16 protein-coding genes, 4 tRNA genes and 1 riboswitch are annotated in these 19,139 nt (G+C 59.9%); of the genes, 14 read left to right on the top strand and 6 right to left on the bottom strand.

Features of this window, described 5'->3' with window-relative positions; all coding sequences use genetic code 11:
- Nucleotides 1-69: 69 nt before the first annotated feature.
- A riboswitch (FMN riboswitch) is annotated at nt 70-237 on the bottom strand.
- Between the two features lie 260 nt (nt 238-497).
- The 7 genes from ltaE to J3P91_RS20750 all read left to right on the top strand — a co-directional run bounded on the left by ltaE (nt 498) and on the right by J3P91_RS20750 (nt 6,453).
- Nucleotides 498-1,502 carry a low-specificity L-threonine aldolase gene (gene ltaE / locus J3P91_RS20780; RefSeq protein ID WP_434601602.1) on the top strand — a complete coding sequence of 335 codons (1,005 nt, stop codon included), beginning with the start codon at nt 498-500 and terminating at the stop codon, nt 1,500-1,502.
- 145 nt (nt 1,503-1,647) lie between these two features.
- Nucleotides 1,648-4,269, top strand: coding sequence for an alanine--tRNA ligase (alaS, locus tag J3P91_RS20775; RefSeq protein ID WP_434601601.1), 2,622 nt, complete (start codon nt 1,648-1,650; stop codon nt 4,267-4,269).
- An 83-nt stretch (nt 4,270-4,352) separates the two neighbouring features.
- Nucleotides 4,353-5,594, top strand: coding sequence for an aspartate kinase (locus tag J3P91_RS20770; protein ID WP_305499355.1), 1,242 nt, complete (start codon nt 4,353-4,355; stop codon nt 5,592-5,594).
- A gap of 185 nt (nt 5,595-5,779) precedes the next feature.
- On the top strand, nt 5,780-5,968 hold the full coding sequence (csrA, locus tag J3P91_RS20765; protein ID WP_003178872.1) for a carbon storage regulator CsrA: 189 nt from the start codon (nt 5,780-5,782) through the stop codon (nt 5,966-5,968).
- 62 nt (nt 5,969-6,030) lie between these two features.
- A tRNA-Ser gene (locus tag J3P91_RS20760) sits at nt 6,031-6,121 on the top strand.
- Between the two features lie 106 nt (nt 6,122-6,227).
- Nucleotides 6,228-6,304, top strand: a tRNA-Arg gene (locus J3P91_RS20755).
- A gap of 72 nt (nt 6,305-6,376) precedes the next feature.
- Nucleotides 6,377-6,453, top strand: a tRNA-Arg gene (locus tag J3P91_RS20750).
- Between the two features lie 47 nt (nt 6,454-6,500).
- On the opposite strand, the gene J3P91_RS20745 is transcribed toward J3P91_RS20750, so the two are convergent.
- Nucleotides 6,501-6,986 carry a cell envelope protein SmpA gene (locus J3P91_RS20745; protein WP_434601600.1) on the bottom strand — a complete coding sequence of 162 codons (486 nt, stop codon included), beginning with the start codon at nt 6,984-6,986 and terminating at the stop codon, nt 6,501-6,503.
- Between the two features lie 321 nt (nt 6,987-7,307).
- Here J3P91_RS20745 and mgtE point away from each other — a divergent pair, with 321 nt between their 5' ends.
- Nucleotides 7,308-8,750, top strand: a complete 1,443-nt coding sequence (gene mgtE, locus J3P91_RS20740; protein ID WP_434572363.1) for a magnesium transporter — start codon at nt 7,308-7,310, stop codon at nt 8,748-8,750.
- A gap of 330 nt (nt 8,751-9,080) precedes the next feature.
- Here mgtE and J3P91_RS20735 read toward each other — a convergent pair whose 3' ends face one another.
- On the bottom strand, nt 9,081-9,407 hold the full coding sequence (locus tag J3P91_RS20735; RefSeq protein ID WP_010226671.1) for an Arc family DNA-binding protein: 327 nt from the start codon (nt 9,405-9,407) through the stop codon (nt 9,081-9,083).
- 528 nt (nt 9,408-9,935) lie between these two features.
- Here J3P91_RS20735 and J3P91_RS20730 point away from each other — a divergent pair.
- From J3P91_RS20730 to J3P91_RS20710, 5 genes are all read left to right on the top strand, one after another.
- Nucleotides 9,936-10,012: transfer RNA gene (locus J3P91_RS20730), tRNA-Arg, on the top strand.
- 165 nt (nt 10,013-10,177) lie between these two features.
- Complete coding sequence (locus tag J3P91_RS20725) at nt 10,178-11,785, top strand: response regulator (RefSeq protein WP_434601599.1); 1,608 nt, start codon at nt 10,178-10,180, stop codon at nt 11,783-11,785.
- Nucleotides 11,778-12,470, top strand: coding sequence for a sensor histidine kinase (locus J3P91_RS20720; RefSeq protein WP_434572366.1), 693 nt, complete (start codon nt 11,778-11,780; stop codon nt 12,468-12,470). Before J3P91_RS20725 ends, J3P91_RS20720 begins: the two co-directional genes overlap by 8 nt.
- A gap of 330 nt (nt 12,471-12,800) precedes the next feature.
- Nucleotides 12,801-14,042: a glutamine synthetase family protein gene (locus J3P91_RS20715; RefSeq protein ID WP_434605194.1), complete on the top strand. Its 1,242-nt coding sequence runs from the start codon at nt 12,801-12,803 to the stop codon at nt 14,040-14,042.
- Between the two features lie 70 nt (nt 14,043-14,112).
- Complete coding sequence (locus J3P91_RS20710) at nt 14,113-15,474, top strand: MFS transporter (RefSeq protein WP_434601598.1); 1,362 nt, start codon at nt 14,113-14,115, stop codon at nt 15,472-15,474.
- A gap of 64 nt (nt 15,475-15,538) precedes the next feature.
- On the opposite strand, the gene J3P91_RS20705 is transcribed toward J3P91_RS20710, so the two are convergent.
- The 4 genes from J3P91_RS20705 to flgA form a co-directional block, all read right to left on the bottom strand.
- Nucleotides 15,539-16,285: a flagellar brake protein gene (locus J3P91_RS20705; protein WP_434601597.1), complete on the bottom strand. Its 747-nt coding sequence runs from the start codon at nt 16,283-16,285 to the stop codon at nt 15,539-15,541.
- Nucleotides 16,286-16,377: 92 nt separating this feature from the next.
- The gene (locus tag J3P91_RS20700) at nt 16,378-16,845 is read right to left on the bottom strand and encodes a flagella synthesis protein FlgN (protein ID WP_434572372.1); all 468 of its coding nucleotides are present in this window, start codon (nt 16,843-16,845) and stop codon (nt 16,378-16,380) included.
- Nucleotides 16,846-16,893: 48 nt separating this feature from the next.
- Nucleotides 16,894-17,208 (bottom strand): flagellar biosynthesis anti-sigma factor FlgM, encoded by a 315-nt coding sequence (flgM, locus tag J3P91_RS20695; RefSeq protein WP_305499366.1) that lies wholly within the window; start codon nt 17,206-17,208, stop codon nt 16,894-16,896.
- 161 nt (nt 17,209-17,369) lie between these two features.
- On the bottom strand, nt 17,370-18,134 hold the full coding sequence (flgA, locus tag J3P91_RS20690) for a flagellar basal body P-ring formation chaperone FlgA (RefSeq protein WP_434601596.1): 765 nt from the start codon (nt 18,132-18,134) through the stop codon (nt 17,370-17,372).
- Between the two features lie 78 nt (nt 18,135-18,212).
- Between flgA and J3P91_RS20685 the strand changes: the two genes are divergently transcribed.
- Complete coding sequence (locus J3P91_RS20685; protein ID WP_434572376.1) at nt 18,213-19,139, top strand: chemotaxis protein CheV; 927 nt, start codon at nt 18,213-18,215, stop codon at nt 19,137-19,139.

The raw sequence follows: 19,139 nt of genomic DNA, 5'->3' as shown, positions 1-19,139 counted from the left end.
GTCATGAATCGAAGGGGATTCGAGGGTACGCCGCGCACAAGACAGTCGCAGGCGGCCCTTGGGTGTCAATCCCGTTCTCTCTTCATCCGGACTATGACCGTCGGCCCCGGAATCACACCGGGTCTGCTGACCTTGTCGCTGCACTGTAAAGACCGTGTAGCACCAAGCGCTCGCGGGCTATGCGCATTGCGCGCAATTACCGCCGGTGGGGAGTTGCACCCCGCCCTGAGAACGTTTTGCCGTCACGTTTTGTGACGGCGGAGGATTTTTAACACATAACCCCCTGTGGGAGCGAGCCTGCTCGCGAATACGGTGTGTCAGCTGAATAAATGTCGCTGACCCAACGCGTTCGCGAGCAGGCTCGCTCCCACAGGGGGGCTGATCAATCTTCAGGACAGGTGTTCTTTTCCTTTCTCCGGGCTTGATTATTCCTGCCCATGCCCGCAGTAATTGCCCTCCGAAAGGGAATTCCCCCACCAGAACCCGAGGCCAGATTCATGAGCGTTATCGATCTTCGCAGCGACACGGTCACCCAACCCTCCGCCGGCATGCTGGATGCCATGGCCAGCGCGCCGACCGGCGACGATGTGTATGGCGAAGACCCGACCGTCAATCGCCTCGAAGCCGAACTGGCCGCGCGCCTGGGGTTCGCGGCGGCGTTGTTCGTGCCCACGGGCACCATGAGCAACCTGCTAGGGTTGATGGCCCACTGCGAGCGCGGCGATGAATACATCGTCGGCCAGCAGGCCCACACCTACAAATATGAGGGTGGTGGTGCGGCGGTGCTCGGCTCGATCCAGCCCCAGCCCCTGGAAGTGCAGGCGGACGGCTCGCTGGACTTGGCGCAAGTGGCTGCCGCAATCAAGCCCGACGATTTCCATTTTGCCCGCACCCGGCTGCTGGCCCTGGAAAACACCATGCAGGGCAAGGTCTTGCCGCTGGAATACCTCGCGCAAGCCCGGCGTTTCACTCGGCAACATGGCCTGGCGCTGCACCTGGACGGCGCGCGGCTGTACAACGCCGCCGTCAAGCTGAATGTGGACGCCCGGGAGATTACCCAGCATTTCGATTCGGTGTCGGTGTGCCTGTCCAAGGGGCTCGGTGCTCCGGTGGGCTCGCTGCTGTGCGGCACTGACGAGTTGATCGGCAAGGCCCGTCGGCTGCGCAAGATGGTTGGTGGCGGCATGCGCCAGGCCGGGATCCTCGCGGCGGCGGGGCTGTATGCCCTGGAACATAACGTCCAGCGCCTGGCCGACGATCACGCCAACGCCCAGCGGCTTGCCGAGGGCTTGCGTGCGGCGGGTTATGCTGTCGAGCCGGTGCAGACCAACATGGTCTACGTGCAGATCGGCGAGCGGGCCGAGGCGATCAAGGCCTATGCCGCCGAGCGAGGCATCCAGCTCAGTGCCGCGCCCCGTCTGCGCATGGTCACCCACATGGATGTCGGCGCCGGGCAAATCGACCAGGTGATCGACACTTTCGTCGAATTTTCCCGCAACTGATCCTTTCAGCGGTCCGATTGACGGTTTCTATCGCATAACACACTGTACCCCACGCAAAGGGCCGATATAATGCGGCCCTTTGCCGTTGCTTCGTCTGTTGACGTTTTGCACAGGCCTTTGGCCGCAGCCTCCGTGGAAGAACCTAATGAAAAGCGCAGAAATCCGTGAAGCCTTCCTTCGCTTCTTCGAAGAGCAAGGCCACACCCGAGTAGCCTCCAGCTCTTTGATTCCGGGCAACGACCCGACCCTGCTGTTCACCAACGCGGGGATGAACCAGTTCAAGGACTGCTTCCTGGGCCAGGAAAAACGTGCCTACACCCGCGCGGTGAGCAGCCAGAAATGCGTGCGTGCCGGTGGCAAGCACAATGACCTGGAAAACGTCGGTTATACCGCTCGTCACCACACCTTTTTCGAAATGCTGGGTAACTTCAGCTTCGGTGACTATTTCAAGCGCGACGCCATCACGTTCGCCTGGACCTTCCTGACTTCCGAAAAGTGGCTGAACCTGCCGAAGGAAAAGCTCTGGGTCACGGTCTACGCCACCGACGACGAAGCCTACGACATCTGGACCAAAGAGGTCGGTGTCCCGGCTGAACGCATGGTGCGAATCGGCGACAACAAAGGCGCGCCTTACGCTTCCGACAACTTCTGGACCATGGGTGATACCGGCCCGTGCGGCCCTTGCACCGAGATCTTCTACGATCACGGCGCCGACATCTGGGGCGGCCCACCCGGCTCGCCGGAAGAAGACGGCGACCGCTACATCGAGATCTGGAACAACGTGTTCATGCAGTTCAACCGCACCGCCGACGGCGTGTTGCATCCGCTGCCGGCGCCGTCGGTAGACACCGGCATGGGCCTGGAGCGGATCAGTGCGGTGTTGCAGCACGTCCACTCCAACTACGAGATCGACCTGTTCCAGAGCCTGCTGGCCGCTTCGGCCAAGGCCATCGGTTGCACCAACGACAACCAGGCCTCGCTGAAAGTGGTGGCCGACCATATCCGTTCCTGCGGCTTCCTGATCGCCGACGGCGTGCTGCCTTCCAACGAAGGTCGCGGCTATGTGCTGCGCCGGATCATTCGTCGCGCCTGCCGTCACGGCAACAAGCTGGGCGCCAAGGGCAGCTTCTTCTATCAGATCGTCGCGGCGCTCGTGGCCGAGATGGGCGAGGCCTTCCCGGAACTCAAGACTCAGCAGGCGCACATCGAACGTGTCCTCAAGGGTGAAGAAGAGCAGTTCGCCAAGACCCTGGAGCAGGGCCTGAAGATCCTCGAGCAGGATCTGGCCGAGCTCAAGGGCAACGTGGTTCCTGGTGACGTGGTGTTCAAGCTGTACGACACCTATGGCTTCCCGATGGACCTGACCGGCGACATCGCCCGCGAACGCAACCTGACCCTCGACGAGGAAGGTTTCGAGCGCGAGATGGAAGCCCAGCGCGTGCGTGCGCGCTCCGCCAGTTCCTTCGGCATGGACTACAACAGCCTGGTCAAGGTTGACGTGGCCACCGAATTTACCGGTTACGCCGCGACCACCGGCTCGGCCAAGATCGTGGCGATCTACAAGGACGGGCAATCGGTCGACATCCTGAGCGAAGGCCAGGAAGGCGTGATCGTGCTGGACAAGACTCCTTTCTACGCCGAGTCCGGCGGCCAGATCGGCGACAGCGGCTACTTGCAGGCCGGCAACTCGCGCTTCGATGTGCGCGACACCACGAAGACCGGCGGCGCGTTCCTGCACCACGGCGTGCTGGCCTCCGGCAGCCTGATGGTCGCAGCGCCCGTGGCCGCCCATGTCGACGCCGAGGTCCGTCACGCGACTGCGTTGAACCACTCCGCGACACACTTGCTGCACGCAGCGTTGCGCCAGGTGCTGGGCGAACACGTTCAGCAGAAGGGCTCGTTGGTGGACAGCCAGCGCCTGCGCTTCGACTTCAGCCACTTCGAAGCGATCAAGCCTGAGCAACTCAAGGCGCTGGAAGACATCGTCAACGCCGAGATCCGCAAGAACTCCCCGGTAGAGACCGAGGAAACCGACATCGAGACCGCCAAGCGCAAAGGCGCGATGGCGCTGTTCGGCGAGAAGTACGGCGACAACGTGCGCGTGCTGAGCATGGGCGATTTCTCGGTGGAGCTGTGCGGTGGCATCCACGCCAATCGTACCGGCGACATCGGCCTGCTGAAGATCATCAGCGAAGGCGGCGTGGCCTCCGGTGTGCGGCGTATCGAGGCGGTCACTGGCGCTGCTGCGCTGGCCTACCTCAACGCGGCTGAGGAACAACTCAAGGAAGCGGCGAGCCTGATCAAGGGCAGCCGTGACAACCTGATCGACAAGCTGTCGGCTGTGCTGGAACGCAACCGCCTGCTGGAAAAGCAGCTCGAACAGCTGCAGGCCAAGGCTGCCAGTGCCGCGGGCGACGATCTGTCGGCCCAGGCGGTGGACGTCAAGGGCGTGAAGGTGCTGGCTGTGCGTCTCGACGGCCAGGACGGCAAGGCGCTGCTGGCGCTGGTCGATCAACTGAAAAACAAACTCGGCCGCGCAGTGATCCTGCTCGGCGGTGTCCATGAGGAAAAGGTCGTTCTCGTCGCAGGCGTGACCAAAGACCTGACTGGCCAACTCAAAGCCGGTGATTTGATGAAGCAGGCCGCTGCGGCAGTGGGCGGGAAGGGCGGTGGTCGTCCGGACATGGCGCAAGGCGGCGGTACCGACGCCAGCGCCCTGGACGCGGCACTGGCCCAGACCGTTGCATTTGTAGAGCAGGGCATTTAAGGCAGCGCCCCGGGTTCGCCAAGGCGGGCCCGGGCGCTGTTGAGATTATTTGGGCGCCCTTCATGGGCAGAGGCGGCTTTGAAATGGCTTTGATCGTACAGAAATTTGGAGGCACCTCGGTCGGCACCGTCGAGAGAATCGAACAAGTCGCCGACAAGGTTAAGAAATTCCGTGACGCTGGCGATGACCTGGTGGTCGTGCTGTCGGCAATGAGCGGCGAGACCAACCGTCTGATCGATCTGGCCAAGCAAATCAGCGGCGACCAGCAACCGGTCCCCCGTGAGCTGGACGTAATCGTTTCCACTGGCGAGCAGGTGACCATCGCCTTGCTGGCCATGGCGCTGATCAAGCGTGGCGTACCGGCGGTGTCCTACACCGGCAACCAGGTGCGTATCCTGACCGACAGTGCGCATAACAAAGCGCGTATCCTGCAGATCGACGACCAGAAGATTCGCGGCGACCTGAAGGCTGGCCGCGTCGTGGTTGTCGCCGGTTTCCAGGGCGTGGACGAGCACGGCAACATCACCACCCTCGGCCGTGGCGGTTCCGATACCACTGGCGTGGCCCTGGCGGCAGCCCTCAAGGCTGACGAGTGCCAGATCTACACCGATGTGGACGGCGTCTACACCACCGATCCGCGGGTCGTGCCCGTGGCTCAGCGCCTGGACAAGATCACCTTCGAAGAGATGCTGGAAATGGCCAGCCTCGGTTCCAAGGTGTTGCAGATCCGCGCGGTGGAGTTCGCCGGCAAGTACAACGTTCCGCTGCGCGTTCTGCACAGCTTCAAGGAGGGTCCGGGCACCCTCATTACTATCGATGAAGAGGAATCCATGGAACAGCCGATCATTTCCGGCATCGCTTTCAACCGCGATGAAGCCAAGCTGACCATCCGTGGCGTGCCAGACACCCCCGGCGTGGCGTTCAAGATTCTCGGCCCGATCAGCGCGGCCAACATTGAAGTCGACATGATCGTGCAGAACGTCGCGCACGATAACACCACCGACTTCACCTTCACCGTGCACCGCAACGATTACCAGGCCGCTGAAACCGTGCTGAAAAAGACCGCTGGCGAGATTGGCGCCCGGGAAGTGGTGGGCGACACCAAGATCGCCAAGGTCTCGATCGTCGGCGTCGGCATGCGCTCCCACGCAGGCGTGGCCAGCCGCATGTTCGAATCGCTGGCCAAGGAAAGCATCAACATCCAGATGATCTCCACCTCGGAAATCAAGGTGTCGGTGGTGATCGAAGAGAAGTACCTGGAACTGGCCGTGCGCGCCCTGCACACGGCTTTTGAACTCGACGCTGCGGCCCGACAGGGCGAGTAAGGCGTTACCTTGAGGGCGCGGTTTCGACCGCGCCCTTTGTTTTTCCGGATGGCATGTCCCAAAACTGTTCTTTTGCGCCCGCTGGTCAATACTAGGCCTGTGGGCTGCGACCGTTTCGCTTGTAGGTGTCATGCCCTTATTTTGCAGACTGTTGTTCCTGAACTGAATCGCGTGAGGAGAAAGGTATGCTGATTCTGACCCGTCGGTGCGCAGAGAGCCTGATTATTGGCGATGGCGAAATCACCGTGACCGTGCTCGGCGTCAAAGGAAACCAAGTGCGTATCGGCGTCAACGCGCCGAAAGAGGTCGCTGTGCACCGGGAGGAAATTTACCTGCGTATCAAGAAAGAGAAGGACGACGAACCAAGCCATTAATTTTTATCGATTTTTATGTTTGCAAACGGGGATGAAGGTGGTTAATATACGCCCCGTGTTGCGGAGAGCTGGCCGAGTGGCCGAAGGCGCTCCCCTGCTAAGGGAGTACACCTCAAAAGGGTGTCGGGGGTTCGAATCCCCCGTTCTCCGCCATTATTCGTTTAGTGCGCTGTCTCTGGCTTGATCGGTAAGTGTTTGAAATTACTGAAAAAAGCGCTTTACAAAAAGATTCGGCGACCTATAATGCGCGGCAACAAATGCACTCGTAGCTCAGCTGGATAGAGTACTCGGCTACGAACCGAGCGGTCACAGGTTCGAATCCTGTCGAGTGCACCATTTAAGAGTTGCTTGCAGCGATGCAAATAACTTGGCTACAACCAGTTGTGATCTGGTATAAAACCACAACTTGCACTCGTAGCTCAGCTGGATAGAGTACTCGGCTACGAACCGAGCGGTCACAGGTTCGAATCCTGTCGAGTGCACCAAACACCAAAAAGCCTGCGTTCAACGCGGGCTTTTTGCTGTCTGGGATTTAACGTTTCACGCAGCCTTTTCCATCGAACGCGACCTCGGTGCTGCGGCCGTTCCTCTTTTTGTAGGTATAGCGCGTGTTCGAATTCCGCACCTTGATCGTGTCGGGCCTGCCGAGTGCGCTCTCCACGTCTTGCTGGTTCATGCCAGCGATTACCCGCCGATTCATGATTGCCTCCCGGCGCTGACTGGCGTCGATCAGATTCCCGCAGTCGTCCTCCAGCTGGCCAACGATGGTCGGTGCCTTGCGTCTGTTTGTATTGCCGGATGTTTTCAGCGGCTGCGCTTCCGGCAGCAGCGGTGCGACATGGCCTGGGTTGAATGCATTTATCTGCTGCACGGACAGAATCTCCCCGGACGGGCAGCCCAGGCTCGTGAACGTCACCTGCCCGGCGCCGTTTTCGCAGCGATGCACGGTTTGTGCGGCGCTCCAGAGAGGCAGGCAGGCTAAGGCGGCGATTGGAAACAGACAGCGGTTTGCGGGCATCCGGACTTCCTCCTTGACCGTTGGTAGAGAAGGGTAGCCGCTACATTTGCGCCGCAGCGTGTGTTTTCTTTTCAGAATAAGTCGTCGTAAATGCAGAGGTTCAGCCTGTGTTCAGGTTTGTCTCGCAAGCGCTTGTTCTTGCCACGATTTTTTAACGTTCTAGAGCGTCAAGCGGTGTATGATTGCGGCCGTCAGCCCCGCCGGGGCTTTGGAATATCTTCATGGACTTACCCAGTAGTTACTCAATATCGCGTTTTACCAATCATGAATTGACTGATTGATCCTTCCGGCGTGCTCCACTGCTGGGAGTGGAGTTCGCCTATGACCGAAGTAGAAGTAAAAAAAACGCAGGAAAGCCTTCAGGATCGCCTCGCTCAAGTCGTTGAGCTGCTGCATCGTCAGCGGGTCGTGGAAGACCTGACGCATCGCCAGGAAGGCCCTCATTCCGACCGGGTCGGGAACCTGGTCCACCGGCAGAATCTCGTCGAGTTGCAGCGCAAGCTCGATGACCTGCACTCGGCCGACGTCGCCTACATCCTTGAAGCCTTGCCACTGGAAGAACGTCTGACGGTCTGGCAACTGGTCCAGGCCGATCGCGACGGTGACATCCTGCTGGAAGTGTCCGACTCGGTTCGTGAAACCCTGATCGCCGACATGGATGATCACGAGCTGTTGGCGGCGGCCAAGGAAATGGACGCCGACGAACTCGCCGACCTCGCCCCCGAACTGCCGCGCGACGTTGTCCATGAGCTGATGGAGGCGCTTGATGGGCAACAGCGCGAGCGTGTCCGCTCGGCGTTGTCCTACGACGAGGAGCAGGTCGGTGCGCTGATGGACTTCGAGATGGTGACGATCCGCGAGGACGTCAGCCTTGAAGTGGTCTTGCGTTACCTGCGTCGCCTCAAGGAGCTGCCGGGGCATACCGACAAACTCTTCGTGGTTGATTACGACGGCGTGCTCAAGGGCGTGCTGCCGATCAAGCGGCTGCTCGTCAATGACCCGGAGAAGCAGGTTGCCGAGGTCATGGCCAGCGACACTGTAAGTTTCCATCCCGACGAAAATGCCTACGACGCGGCCCAGGCATTCGAGCGTTATGACTTGATTTCCGCGCCGGTGGTGGACAAGAACGGCAAACTGATCGGCCGTCTCACCATCGACGAAATGGTTGACCTGATTCGTGAGGAAAGCGAAAGCGAAGTCCTCAGCATGGCCGGTCTGCGAGAAGAGGAAGACATCTTCGCTTCGGTCTGGAGATCCCTGCGCAACCGTTGGGCCTGGCTGGCGGTCAATCTGGTTACGGCGTTTGTCGCTTCTCGCGTCATCGGCCTGTTCGAAGGCTCCATCGAGAAACTGGTAGCGCTGGCGGCGTTGATGCCTATCGTAGCCGGTATCGGCGGCAACTCTGGCAACCAGACCATCACCATGATCGTTCGCGCCATGGCGCTGGACCAGGTCAGCACCGGCAATACGTCGCGATTGATGCGCAAGGAGCTGGCTGTGGCGTTGATCAATGGCGTGATCTGGGGCGGCGTGATCGGCGTGGTGGCGTACCTGCTATATGGCAGTTGGTCGCTGGGTGTGGTGATGACTGCGGCGATGACGCTCAATCTGCTGCTGGCGGCGTTGATGGGGGTATTGATCCCGATGACCCTGGCCCGCCTGGGGCGCGACCCGGCAATGGGCGCCAGCGTGATGATTACCGCCATGACGGACAGTGGAGGGTTCTTCATCTTCCTGGGCCTGGCGACGATTTTCCTGCTCTGAATGGCTTCTCAAGAAGCCCGCCTGATTGGCGTAATGCTGTTCACTTAAGACAACCGACGAACCCGTGGCGAGGGAGCTTGCTCCCGCTGGGCTGCGAAGCGGCCCCAAAACCTGCCAATGCGGAGTATCAGACACACCGCACCCGCCGGTTTGCGACTGCTTCGCAGCCGAGCGGGAGCAAGCTCCCTCGCCACGGGTACTTCATTTTTCTCAAGTGAATTGCATTAGCCTGTTTGGCGGGCTTTTTTGTGCGCGATGGTTTTTGCCAGGAGCCGGATTCCAGGCAAAAAAAAAGCCAGCACAAGGCTGGCTTTAATAATTGGGTGGCGATCAGGACGCGTCTGCGGCCATTTCTGCGTCGTGGGCAATCAGCGAAACGAGGGCGTTCTGCTGACGATGGGAAAGTTGTCGGAAGCGTTGAAGCAATTCGCGCTCGTGCAACGACAGCTCAGGGCTGTCCAGGCGCATGCTCAACTCTTCACCCAGTGCCCCTTCCTGAATCAGGCTTTGCTCAAGGCGCGCGATGATTTCGGAGTTCATGCTGCGGTGATGGTTACGAGCCACCTCGGCAATGCGTTCCCGCATTCCGTCTGGCAGACGCACGACGAACTTGTCAGCCGTACGGCTGGAATAAATTGCCTGTTTCATTGGGCGCATATTTATTTAACCGGTTAGTTCAGGGGAGCGGTTCTCGGGATTGGCCGCAGGATGTCGATAGGACAAGGTCCGCAGCCAAATGTTCAACCTGAATTGTTAAGAGGCCCGCATGATGCCTCAAAATTGCCAGATCATTGGCGCCAATTCTGTGACAAATTCTGATCCGGGTAAAGGCGTTATGCCAGCACCCTTCGTCAAAAAATGCGGACTGGTTTGAAAAAACATACAGGTTCCGCATTTGTGACCACTGCATCGTGTCGTTGTGCCATACCGTTTGGCGGATAACCGCTACGGAGCACAATGGCGACTGTCCTTGCTTTGTATAGGATAGTGGCAAAATGCCGATTTACTAGGCCGACAAGCCGGGGATGGATGAATGGTGGCTGGATTCGCCAGGTCTGTGCTCTGCGCAGCGGCCCAGCCGCACCATTTGCCTACACTTATCAGGCAACGACGACATGACAAACGCGAGAGCGGCCGTTAACATGCACGCCGTCCAACGCACCGCGTTTCTCGCGGTCGACCCGTGTCTCAGTAGCTCAATTGGATAGAGCATCCCCCTCCTAAGGGGAAGGTTGGCAGTTCGAACCTGCCCTGGGACACCATTTTTCGCACCAGCCCCCCAACGCCGATCTACTCTCCCTTAACGGAACGCCATCTGCTGCCGATAACCCGATGAGTCTCCTTTCCTGACGTCCCGGCGTTGTGGAGCGGTGTTTCGTTTGTTTCGCCATTGAGTTCATTTTTTCTTATTTGCCTGGACATCCTCGATGCTGGCGTACCACCAAAAAAGTTTTCTGATCGTCGATGATTTCTCGGATTTCCGCAGTTCCGTCCGGTCCATGTTGCGGGAGCTGGGCGTCAAGGACGTGGATACCGCCGATACCGGTGAAGTGGCCCTGCGCATGTGCTCGCAGAAACGCTACGACTTTATCCTGCAGGATTATCACCTGGGCGACGGGCGCAAGAATGGCCAGCAGGTGCTGGAAGACCTGATGGTCGAGAAGCTGATCAGCCATGAAAGCGTGTTCCTCATGGTGACCGCCGAGACCAGCCAGGCGATGGTGCTCAGTGCCCTGGAACATGAGCCGGATGCGTACCTGACCAAACCGTTCAATCGCTCCGGCCTGGCCCAGCGGTTGGAGCGGCTCGAGCAGCGCAAGACCTTGCTCAAGCCGATCCTGCAAGCCCTTGACCGTGGCAAGCCGATGGAGGTGCTCAATGCCTGTATGGCCCTTTGCAAGCAGGACCCTCGCTACGGGCCGCTGTGCCTGCGTTATCGCGCCGATGCGTTACGCGACCTGAATCAGAACGAGGCCCTTGAGCGGTTGTACAACTCCATCATCGCGGATCGTCCGTTGCCTTGGGCGTACGCGGGGCTGGGGAAGTTGCTGTTCAAGCGCGGGCAGGTGGGCGAGGCCAAGGCTGTCTATGAAAAAGCCTTGAAAGCTTTTCCGATGATGCCCGCCCTGTACGACGGCATGGCCGATGTGCTGGTGGCCGAAGGTGATACGAAGCAGGCGCAAAACGTGCTGGAAGAGGCGGTGCGCCTGTCGCCCCTGGCGGTGCGCCGGCAAGCGCTGCTGGGCAAGCTGGCAATGACCAACGAAGATTACGACACCGCGTCGAGAGCCTACCGCCAGGCGGTGGGGCAGGGCGCGCAGTCGCGCTTCAAGGACCCGGAAACCAACCTCGGCCTGGCCCATGCGCTGATCAGCAAGGGCAGCGAGAAAGGCCTGGATACCCGCACTCGCCTGGAAATCAACACGACGCTCAGCGCCGTGGCCAAGGAAAACCCCAGCGATCCGGGGCTGCAAGTCCGGGCGCGGCTGATGAAGGCCACGAGCCTGTTGCTCAACGATGCCGAAACCGCCGAGAAGCTCACCGAGCAGGCGTTGCAGCGCCTCGACGGCATGGAGCAATTCATGAGCGCCGAAGCCGCCTTGCTGGTGGCCAAGCAGTTGCAGATGCTTGGGCAGACCAGCGCCGGCGAGTCGATGCTGAAGAACTGCGCGGAAATCTACGGCGATGACCCGACGGTGATGCAAGGCATCGCCAAGCTCACCGATGACCCCAACATTCTCAATCAGGGCAATGCCGCTGCCGAGCTGAACCGTGAAGGTGTGCGCGTCTACAAGACCGGCGCCTTGCCCGAGGCGCGAGAGCTGTTCCGGCGCGCCCTGAAGCTGCAACCAAAAAACATCAGTATTGCCCTGAACATGGCGCAATCCCTGCTACACGGCACCGATACCAGCGTCGAATCGGAGCTGCTCCAGGAATGTCGCGCCTGCCTGAAACTGGTGGGCATGATGCCCGATACCGATGCGCGTTTTGCGCGCTATCAGAAACTGCGAAGCAAGGCATTTGGCGATGAATGACAGCGAACAGGCTCTCGATTTTTCCACGGTGATTGCATCTACCGTGCACGACATGAAGAACTCCCTGACCTTGCTCATGCAGGCTCATACGCAATGGCTCGAGCGTTTGCCGGAGTCCGAGCGACAGACTTCGGAGCAGGGCGTGATGGACTTCGAGTTCGCCCACCTCAACGGCCTGCTGGTGCAACTGCTGGGGCTGTACAAGCTGGGGGTCAACCAGTTGCCATTGCATCCGGCCTATCATGAGCTGGATGACTTCATCGAAGCGCAGCTGGCCGGCCATCAGGACGTGTTCCGCAGCCGCGGAATCATGGCCACCTACGAAGTCGACCCGCTGAGTCCTCTGGGCTTTTTTGATCGTGAGTTGATTGCCTCGGTGCTCGACAACATGATCAACAACGCGATTCGCCATGCTCGGCAGACGCTCTTGATCAGTGTGAGCGACGAGGCCGGGCAGTTGGTATTGACCATCAATGACGACGGCGAAGGCTATCCAGCTGCGATGATCGAGCGTCAGGCCGAGTATGTGCAGGGCATCAACCACAGCACCGGCAGCACCGGTCTGGGCCTGTATTTCGCCGCGAGGATCGCCGGTCTGCATCAGCGGGGTGGCTTGAGCGGGCGTACCGAGATTGCCAATGGCGGCGTGCTGGGCGGCGGGGTGTTCAGGCTTTATCTGCCCTGAACAAAACCTCTCGCAACATTTCCCTCACCTGTGGGAGCGAGCCCGATCGCGAAGGCGTCCGCCCATTCGATACTGAGTTGGCTGATCCGCCACCTTCGCGAGCAGGCTCGCTCCCACAGTTGTTTCAGTAGCAGCTGTTTATTTTTGTAGCTGCTTGATATTCCGAACAGCCGGAGCCTATTTTGTACGAGTTGCCGTTCGCGGCTCGCACATAACAAGGATTGCGTCATGACGACCGATGGCCAGCGTTCACTCGCACAGCGACTGACGGGCATTGATGAGATTGAATGTGTCACGCCGGATTTGAATGGCGTGCCGCGAGGCAAGGTGATGACCGCCGAGGGCTTCCTCGAAGGCCGGCGGTTGCAGATGGCGCGGGGCGTGCTGCTGCAATGCATCATGGGCGGTTACCCGCCGTCGCGCTTTTATGGCAGCGATGATGGCGACCTGGCGCTGGTGGCCGATCCGAAACAGATCCATCGCTTGCCATGGAGTCATCCGCCCCGTGCCCTGGCGATTTGCGACGCCGACGAGCTCAGCGGGGAGAGCTCGCCGCTGTCGACCCGTGGTCAGCTCAAGGCTGTGATAGCGCGCTATGCGGCGCTTGGGCTGGCGCCGGTCGTCGCGACGGAACTGGAGTTTTTTGTCTTCGCAGCCAATCCGGATCCGACCCAGCCGTTCCGACCGCCGGTGGGCCTGGACGGACGCCGCGAAGACGGCCAGTCGGCGTTCAGCGTCAGCTCCAATAATGGCTTGCGACCGTTCTTTACTGAAGTCTACGAATGCATGGCGGCGTTGGGTTTGCCGCGCGATACGTTCATGCATGAAATGGGCGTGAGCCAGTTCGAAATCAATCTGCTGCATGGCGACCCTCTGTTGCTGGCCGACCAGACGTTCCTGTTCAAGCACTTGCTCAAGGAAGTGGCGCTCAAGCACGGCCTGACGGTGGTCTGCATGGCCAAGCCCCTGGCGCAGACGCCAGGCAGTTCGATGCATATTCACCAGAGCGTCGTCGAGCTGGACAGTGGGCGGAATGTATTCAGCGACGAGGCGGGCGAGCCAACGGCTGTTTTCCGTCACTTCATTGGAGGGCAGCAGGCCGGCATGGCGGATTTCACCGCATTGTTCGCGCCGAACGTGAATTCCTACCACCGCTTGTGCCACCCGTTTGCTTCGCCAAACAACGCCTGTTGGTCCCATGACAATCGTTCGGCCGGGTTGCGCATTCCGGCCAGTTCGCCGGCGGCCCGACGGGTCGAGAACCGCTTGCCGGGGGCTGACGCCAACCCGTACCTGGCGATCGCTGCGAGCCTGGCGGCCGGGCTGTATGGCATCGAAAACCGGCTGGAGCCAAGCGCCGCGATCCAGGGCGAATTCGAAGTGCCGGAGAATCTCTCCCTGCCATGTACCTTGCATGCGGCCCTTGAGCGTCTCAAGCGTAGCCACTTGGCGAAGGAACTGTTCGGCAGCGAGTTCATCGAAGGTTACATCGCTTCGAAGAGCCTGGAACTGACCAGTTTCTTTGACGAGATCACGCCTTGGGAGCGGCGCGTCCTGGCGGCCCAGGCATAACCAACCGTCGCATTCGGGCTATCTTCAGAAGGTAGCCCTCACTCACCTCAAGGAGCCGCTCGGAACGCCGATGCGCCAAATCTGGAAACCTTTTCGAGCGCTTTATTTCGCCTCGCTGATGATGCTCATCGGCTCGGGCCTCCTGAGTACGTACCTGGCCTTGCGTCTGGCTGCCGACAACGTCGACAGCCTGTGGGTCGGTGCGCTGATGGCCGCCAACTATTTCGGCCTGGTACTGGGCGGCAAGATCGGCCATCGGTTGATCGCCCGCGTCGGGCATATTCGGGCCTATTCGGCCTGCGCCGGGATCGTCGGCGCGGCGGTATTGGGCCACGGCCTGGTGAACTGGCTGCCGGCCTGGATCGTGCTGCGGATGATTGTCGGCCTCGGCATGATGTGCCAGTACATGGTTATCGAGAGCTGGCTCAACGAGCAGGCCGAGGCCAAGCAGCGCGGGGTGGTGTTCAGCGGCTACATGATCGCCTCGTACCTGGGGCTGGTGCTGGGCCAGTTGATCTTGGTCATGCACCCGGCCCTGGGCCTGGAATTGCTGATGCTGGTGGCGCTGTGTTTCGCCCTGTGCCTGGTGCCCGTGGCGCTGACCCGGCGGATTCACCCGGCGCCGCTGCATCCGGCACCGATGGAGCCGCGCTTCTTTATCAAGCGCGTGCCGCAATCGTTGACCACGGTGCTTGGTTCGGGGCTGATCGTCGGTTCCTTCTACGGCCTGGCGCCGCTGTACGCTTCCCAGCAGGGGCTTACTACTGAGCAGGTCGGTCTGTTCATGGGTAGCTGCATCTTTGCCGGCCTGCTGGTGCAGTGGCCGCTGGGTTGGCTGTCGGATCGTTATGATCGTGCGCTGCTGATCCGCTGCTTCGCGCTGATCCTGGTGGTTTGCGCGTTGCCGCTGGCCATCCTGCCGAAGGTGCCGGTGGAAGTCCTGTTCATCGCCGGATTCTGCTGTTCGCTGGTGCAGTTCTGTTTGTATCCGTTGGCGGTGGCGTTTTCCAACGACCACGTCGAAGGCGATCGCCGAGTGTCGCTTACGGCCATGTTGCTGGTGACTTACGGCGTGGGCGCCAGTATCGGTCCGTTGGCGGCCGGGGTGCTGATGAAGCTGTTCGGTAGCCAGATGTTGTACGGATTTTTCGCCTTGTTCGCTTTGGTGCTGGTGTGGCGGATCCGGCCGAAAGCGGTCACCAATCTTCATCAGGTCGATGATGCGCCGCTGCACCACGTGGCCATGCCGGACAACATGACCAGCTCACCGTTGGTGGCATGCCTCGACCCTCGGGTAGACGAGCAGGTTGTCCAGGATCAGATGCAGACCTCGCCCAACCCCGACGTGGAGCCTGAGCCGGAATTGGAGCCGGTCACTGAAGGCGCGGACGACGAACCGCCAGCCTCCGATTTCACCCAGGCCAGGCCTTGAAGCGGCGTTAAAAAAAACGGGCAATCCTTGCAAGGATTGCCCGTTTTTTATCGCCCGCGAAAAATCAGAAATCGTCTTTGTCGAACCGACGGGCTTCACGCTGCAATTGATACACGAAGCGTTCGACCTGGCGCTGCACCAGGCCGCTGATGTTGTGAAAGCGCACACCGGCGAAGGTGGTATTGATCCGCTCTTCAAAATGCAGGTAGCGCAGTTCGACCGGCGCGGTCATGTTGCCGAAGGGCAGGGCGGCGACAAAGCGTTCGTAGACCTGGCCCAGTTGCAGGCGTGCGGTAATGTCGCCATCGAAGCGCAGCTTGCAGCCGGTTGCGGAAATATCCAGCAGTTTGCCGTTCACCGGTGACTTCAGCTTGTCGCCACCCAGTTCAACATTCACCAGTTGCGCCAGTTTCAGTGCGGCCCGGAAGGCGTTGCGGCGTTGGTGGTAAACCACTTCTTCAGGCAGGGCGCCGCGGTAGCAGCGGCCGTCCTTCGAGTCCTGGATAGTCAGGGGCCCGTTGCCTTCCCACGCGATGCGCACGCCGTCATGAAAACCCTCGACCCGAAACGGCTCGCCTGCCAGCAGGAAACGCTCGCCGTCCCGTGGGATCATTTCGTCCAGGGCGATGGTGTTGGTCTCGCGATCGACATCCACCAGGTAGCTCTGGAAACGCTGGGTGCGCTCATGAAAGGTAATGATCAGGGGGTCGTGGCTCTCTTGCAGCATCCGCAGGTTGCCGGAGATTTCCAGGGGAGTGGTGAGGACCATGGGCGGCTGCGGAGCATCATCCGCGTTTGTGGCATTGAACACGGTGGGTCAATCTCCAGGCAAAATACGACTACAAAGAGCCAGCATTTTGCCAGCATGTATCGCGCGTTGATAGTGCGCAGGCATCGTTCATTTCACGCCTGGCTGAGCGGACGGTGCTTGACCATTTTAGCGGTCGAACCGCGAGCGTCGTAGAGCGTAGGGATTTCGCCGCCATTGAGGATCCGCAACTGGTTGGCGGTAGCGACTTGCTGCATCTGGATGGATTGACCGTTGCGGGCGTTGGCGGCCTGGCACTGGCTGAGCAGGTCATTGAGCACCGCGCTTTGCGACAACAGCTGATCGCCAACCGACGACTGGCTGGCCAGTTGCGCGAGGCCGTTGTTGTCAGCGGGCAGGTTGAGGCTGGCGAGAATCTCGCTGCGCTTGCGGCCATGCTGATCGAGCAAAATGATCAATGCCTGTTTCTGCGCCAGAAGATTTTCCAGCAGAGGCATATCCCGCCCGTGCAATGCCAGGGCTTCGGTCTGCAACAGCTCCAGCAATTGTTGCGCCGGGGCAAAGTCGTCGATGATCAATTGCAACAAATTAGTATCGTGCATGGCTGGCCTTGGGTCTTAAGCGTCCAAAAGCCTGGCGCTGGCATCAGCCTAGCGCTGGGCTTCGAAGTTGAGCAGTTTGCTGGCTACACGGTTGCTGTCGACTTTATAGCTGCCATCGGCGATTGCTGCTTTCAACTGCGCCACGCGGGCGTCGTCGACGACAGGTTGATCGCGCAGCTTGTCAGTGACCTTCTGCAACTGCTGAGCCTCATTGCTGAGGTGTACCGACTCCCCGTTGTTGACAGTGGCGGCCTTGTCAGCCGGCTTGGACTTGTCGGTTTCGACGGTTTCCTTGCTGGCGCCAGTGCGCGTTGTGCCTGTCAGCGGCGAGGAGCTGTTTAAACGATTGAAATCGATGACCATGGTAAAAAACCTCTGGGTATTTGGACGCTTGCCATGTTTTCGGCCATTCCCAAAATAACTTTAGGCTCATTTATCAAATGAACGTGCGCACGTCTGCGCTTGCCTTTGCGTAAGGCACAGTCTAGGGAACACCGAGGTCAAGCGCCAGCCTGTCTACCCCGTTACATGGCCACTTCCACGTGGCCGGGCGCTATCACCTGCGCCTTGATTACCCGTTTCGAATTGAGGTTCTTTACCCGAATCTGCTCGCGTACGCCGCCATTGGCCAGCGCCTCGCCGGGCATCCGCACGGCCAGGGTGCCGCTGCGGGCGGTAATGACGACCTGGTCGCCCTTGCGGATCACTTCGGCCTGTTCCAGGTGCACGAGGGTGACGACCTGATCGGCGACCATTGGTCGGACAAGTTTCTGCCCGATGGCCTGATCGACGGACGTCAGGAAACCCTGGCTGATCTGGCTGATGTCGCGTTCACGCAGCATTACGTCCTGGGGCTCGACAATCCCGGCGCGCTTGAGCGGACGGGTGGTCGTGACGATCTCGCGGAACAGCCGCACTTGAGCGGGCACAAAAACCGTCCAGGGCGCGGCGCTGTCGCAACGTACCTTCACCGTGACCCGACCCAGGGGCCTGGCCGGGCTTTCCAGCGAGGCAGTCAATTCCTTGTCGCACATCGGCATGCGCAGGCGCGGATCGAGCTGGTTGACTTCGATCTCGTAGCGACCTTCGGTTTGACTGGTTGCCAGATAGTCTTCTACGGTGAATTCAAGAAAGCCCTGCGTGACGCCGATAAGGAGATCAGGCAAGGTAACCGGCACATCAGCGACGGCGCGTCCGCCGACCGCGAACAGGCAGACGGCCAACAGTGCACCGAGCCAATGGCGGCAGTGAGTGGTCAGGCGTCGAGAAAATGTCGTTTGTGCGTTCATGCCGGTTCAATAGCAAGCCCCGTGCCGTTTAGTGATGAATGCGCGTCGGACACATTAGCGTTAGGTAGGAGTCAGGGCATGGCGGGAGTGATGGATTCGGTAAACCAGCGCACACAGCTGGTCGGTCAGAATCGCCTGGAGCTGTTGTTGTTCCGTCTCGATGGCCAACAACTGTATGGGATCAACGTATTCAAGGTCCGCGAGGTGCTGCAATGCCCTAAACTGACCCTGATGCCGAAATCCAGTCCCGTCGTGTGCGGTGTGGCGAATATCCGGGGTGCGACCATCCCGATTCTCGACCTGGCAATGGCGACCGGTTCCGGTCGGCTGCTGGATCAGAGCAATCCGTTTGTGATCATCACCGAGTACAACACCAAGACCCAAGGGTTCCTGGTGCGGTCGGTGGAGCGCATCGTCAACATGAACTGGGAAGAGATCCATCCACCACCCAAGGGCACCGGCCGCGATCACTACCTGACGGCGGTGACCCGGGTCGACAACCAGCTGGTTGAAATCATCGACGTGGAGAAGATCCTCGCCGAAGTGGCGCCGACCCCGGAGACGATTTCCGTCGGCGTGGTGGATGCCGAGACGCAGCACAAGGCGGTTTCGCTGCGGGTCCTGACCGTCGACGATTCTTCGGTGGCACGCAAGCAGGTCACGCGTTGTCTACAAACGGTCGGCGTCGAAGTGATTGCCCTGAACGACGGACGGCAAGCGCTGGATTACCTGCGCCAGTTGGTCGATGAGGGCAAGAAGCCGGAAGAAGAGTTCCTGATGATGATTTCCGACATCGAGATGCCGGAGATGGATGGCTACACGCTGACATCGGAGATTCGCAGCGACCCGCGCATGCAGAAGCTGCACATCATCTTGCATACTTCGTTGTCCGGGGTTTTCAACCAGGCGATGGTCAAGAAAGTCGGCGCCGATGATTTTCTGGCCAAGTTCCGGCCCGATGACCTGGCGTCGCGTGTGGTCGAGCGAATCAAGGCAGCAGAATAA

Origin of the sequence: Pseudomonas sp. Z4-7 (assembly GCF_051131965.1) — a bacterium.
Lineage (GTDB): Bacteria > Pseudomonadota > Gammaproteobacteria > Pseudomonadales > Pseudomonadaceae > Aquipseudomonas.
The sequence above is the reverse complement of the archived record's forward strand: the minus strand, read 5'-3'. Positions and strand labels throughout refer to the sequence as shown.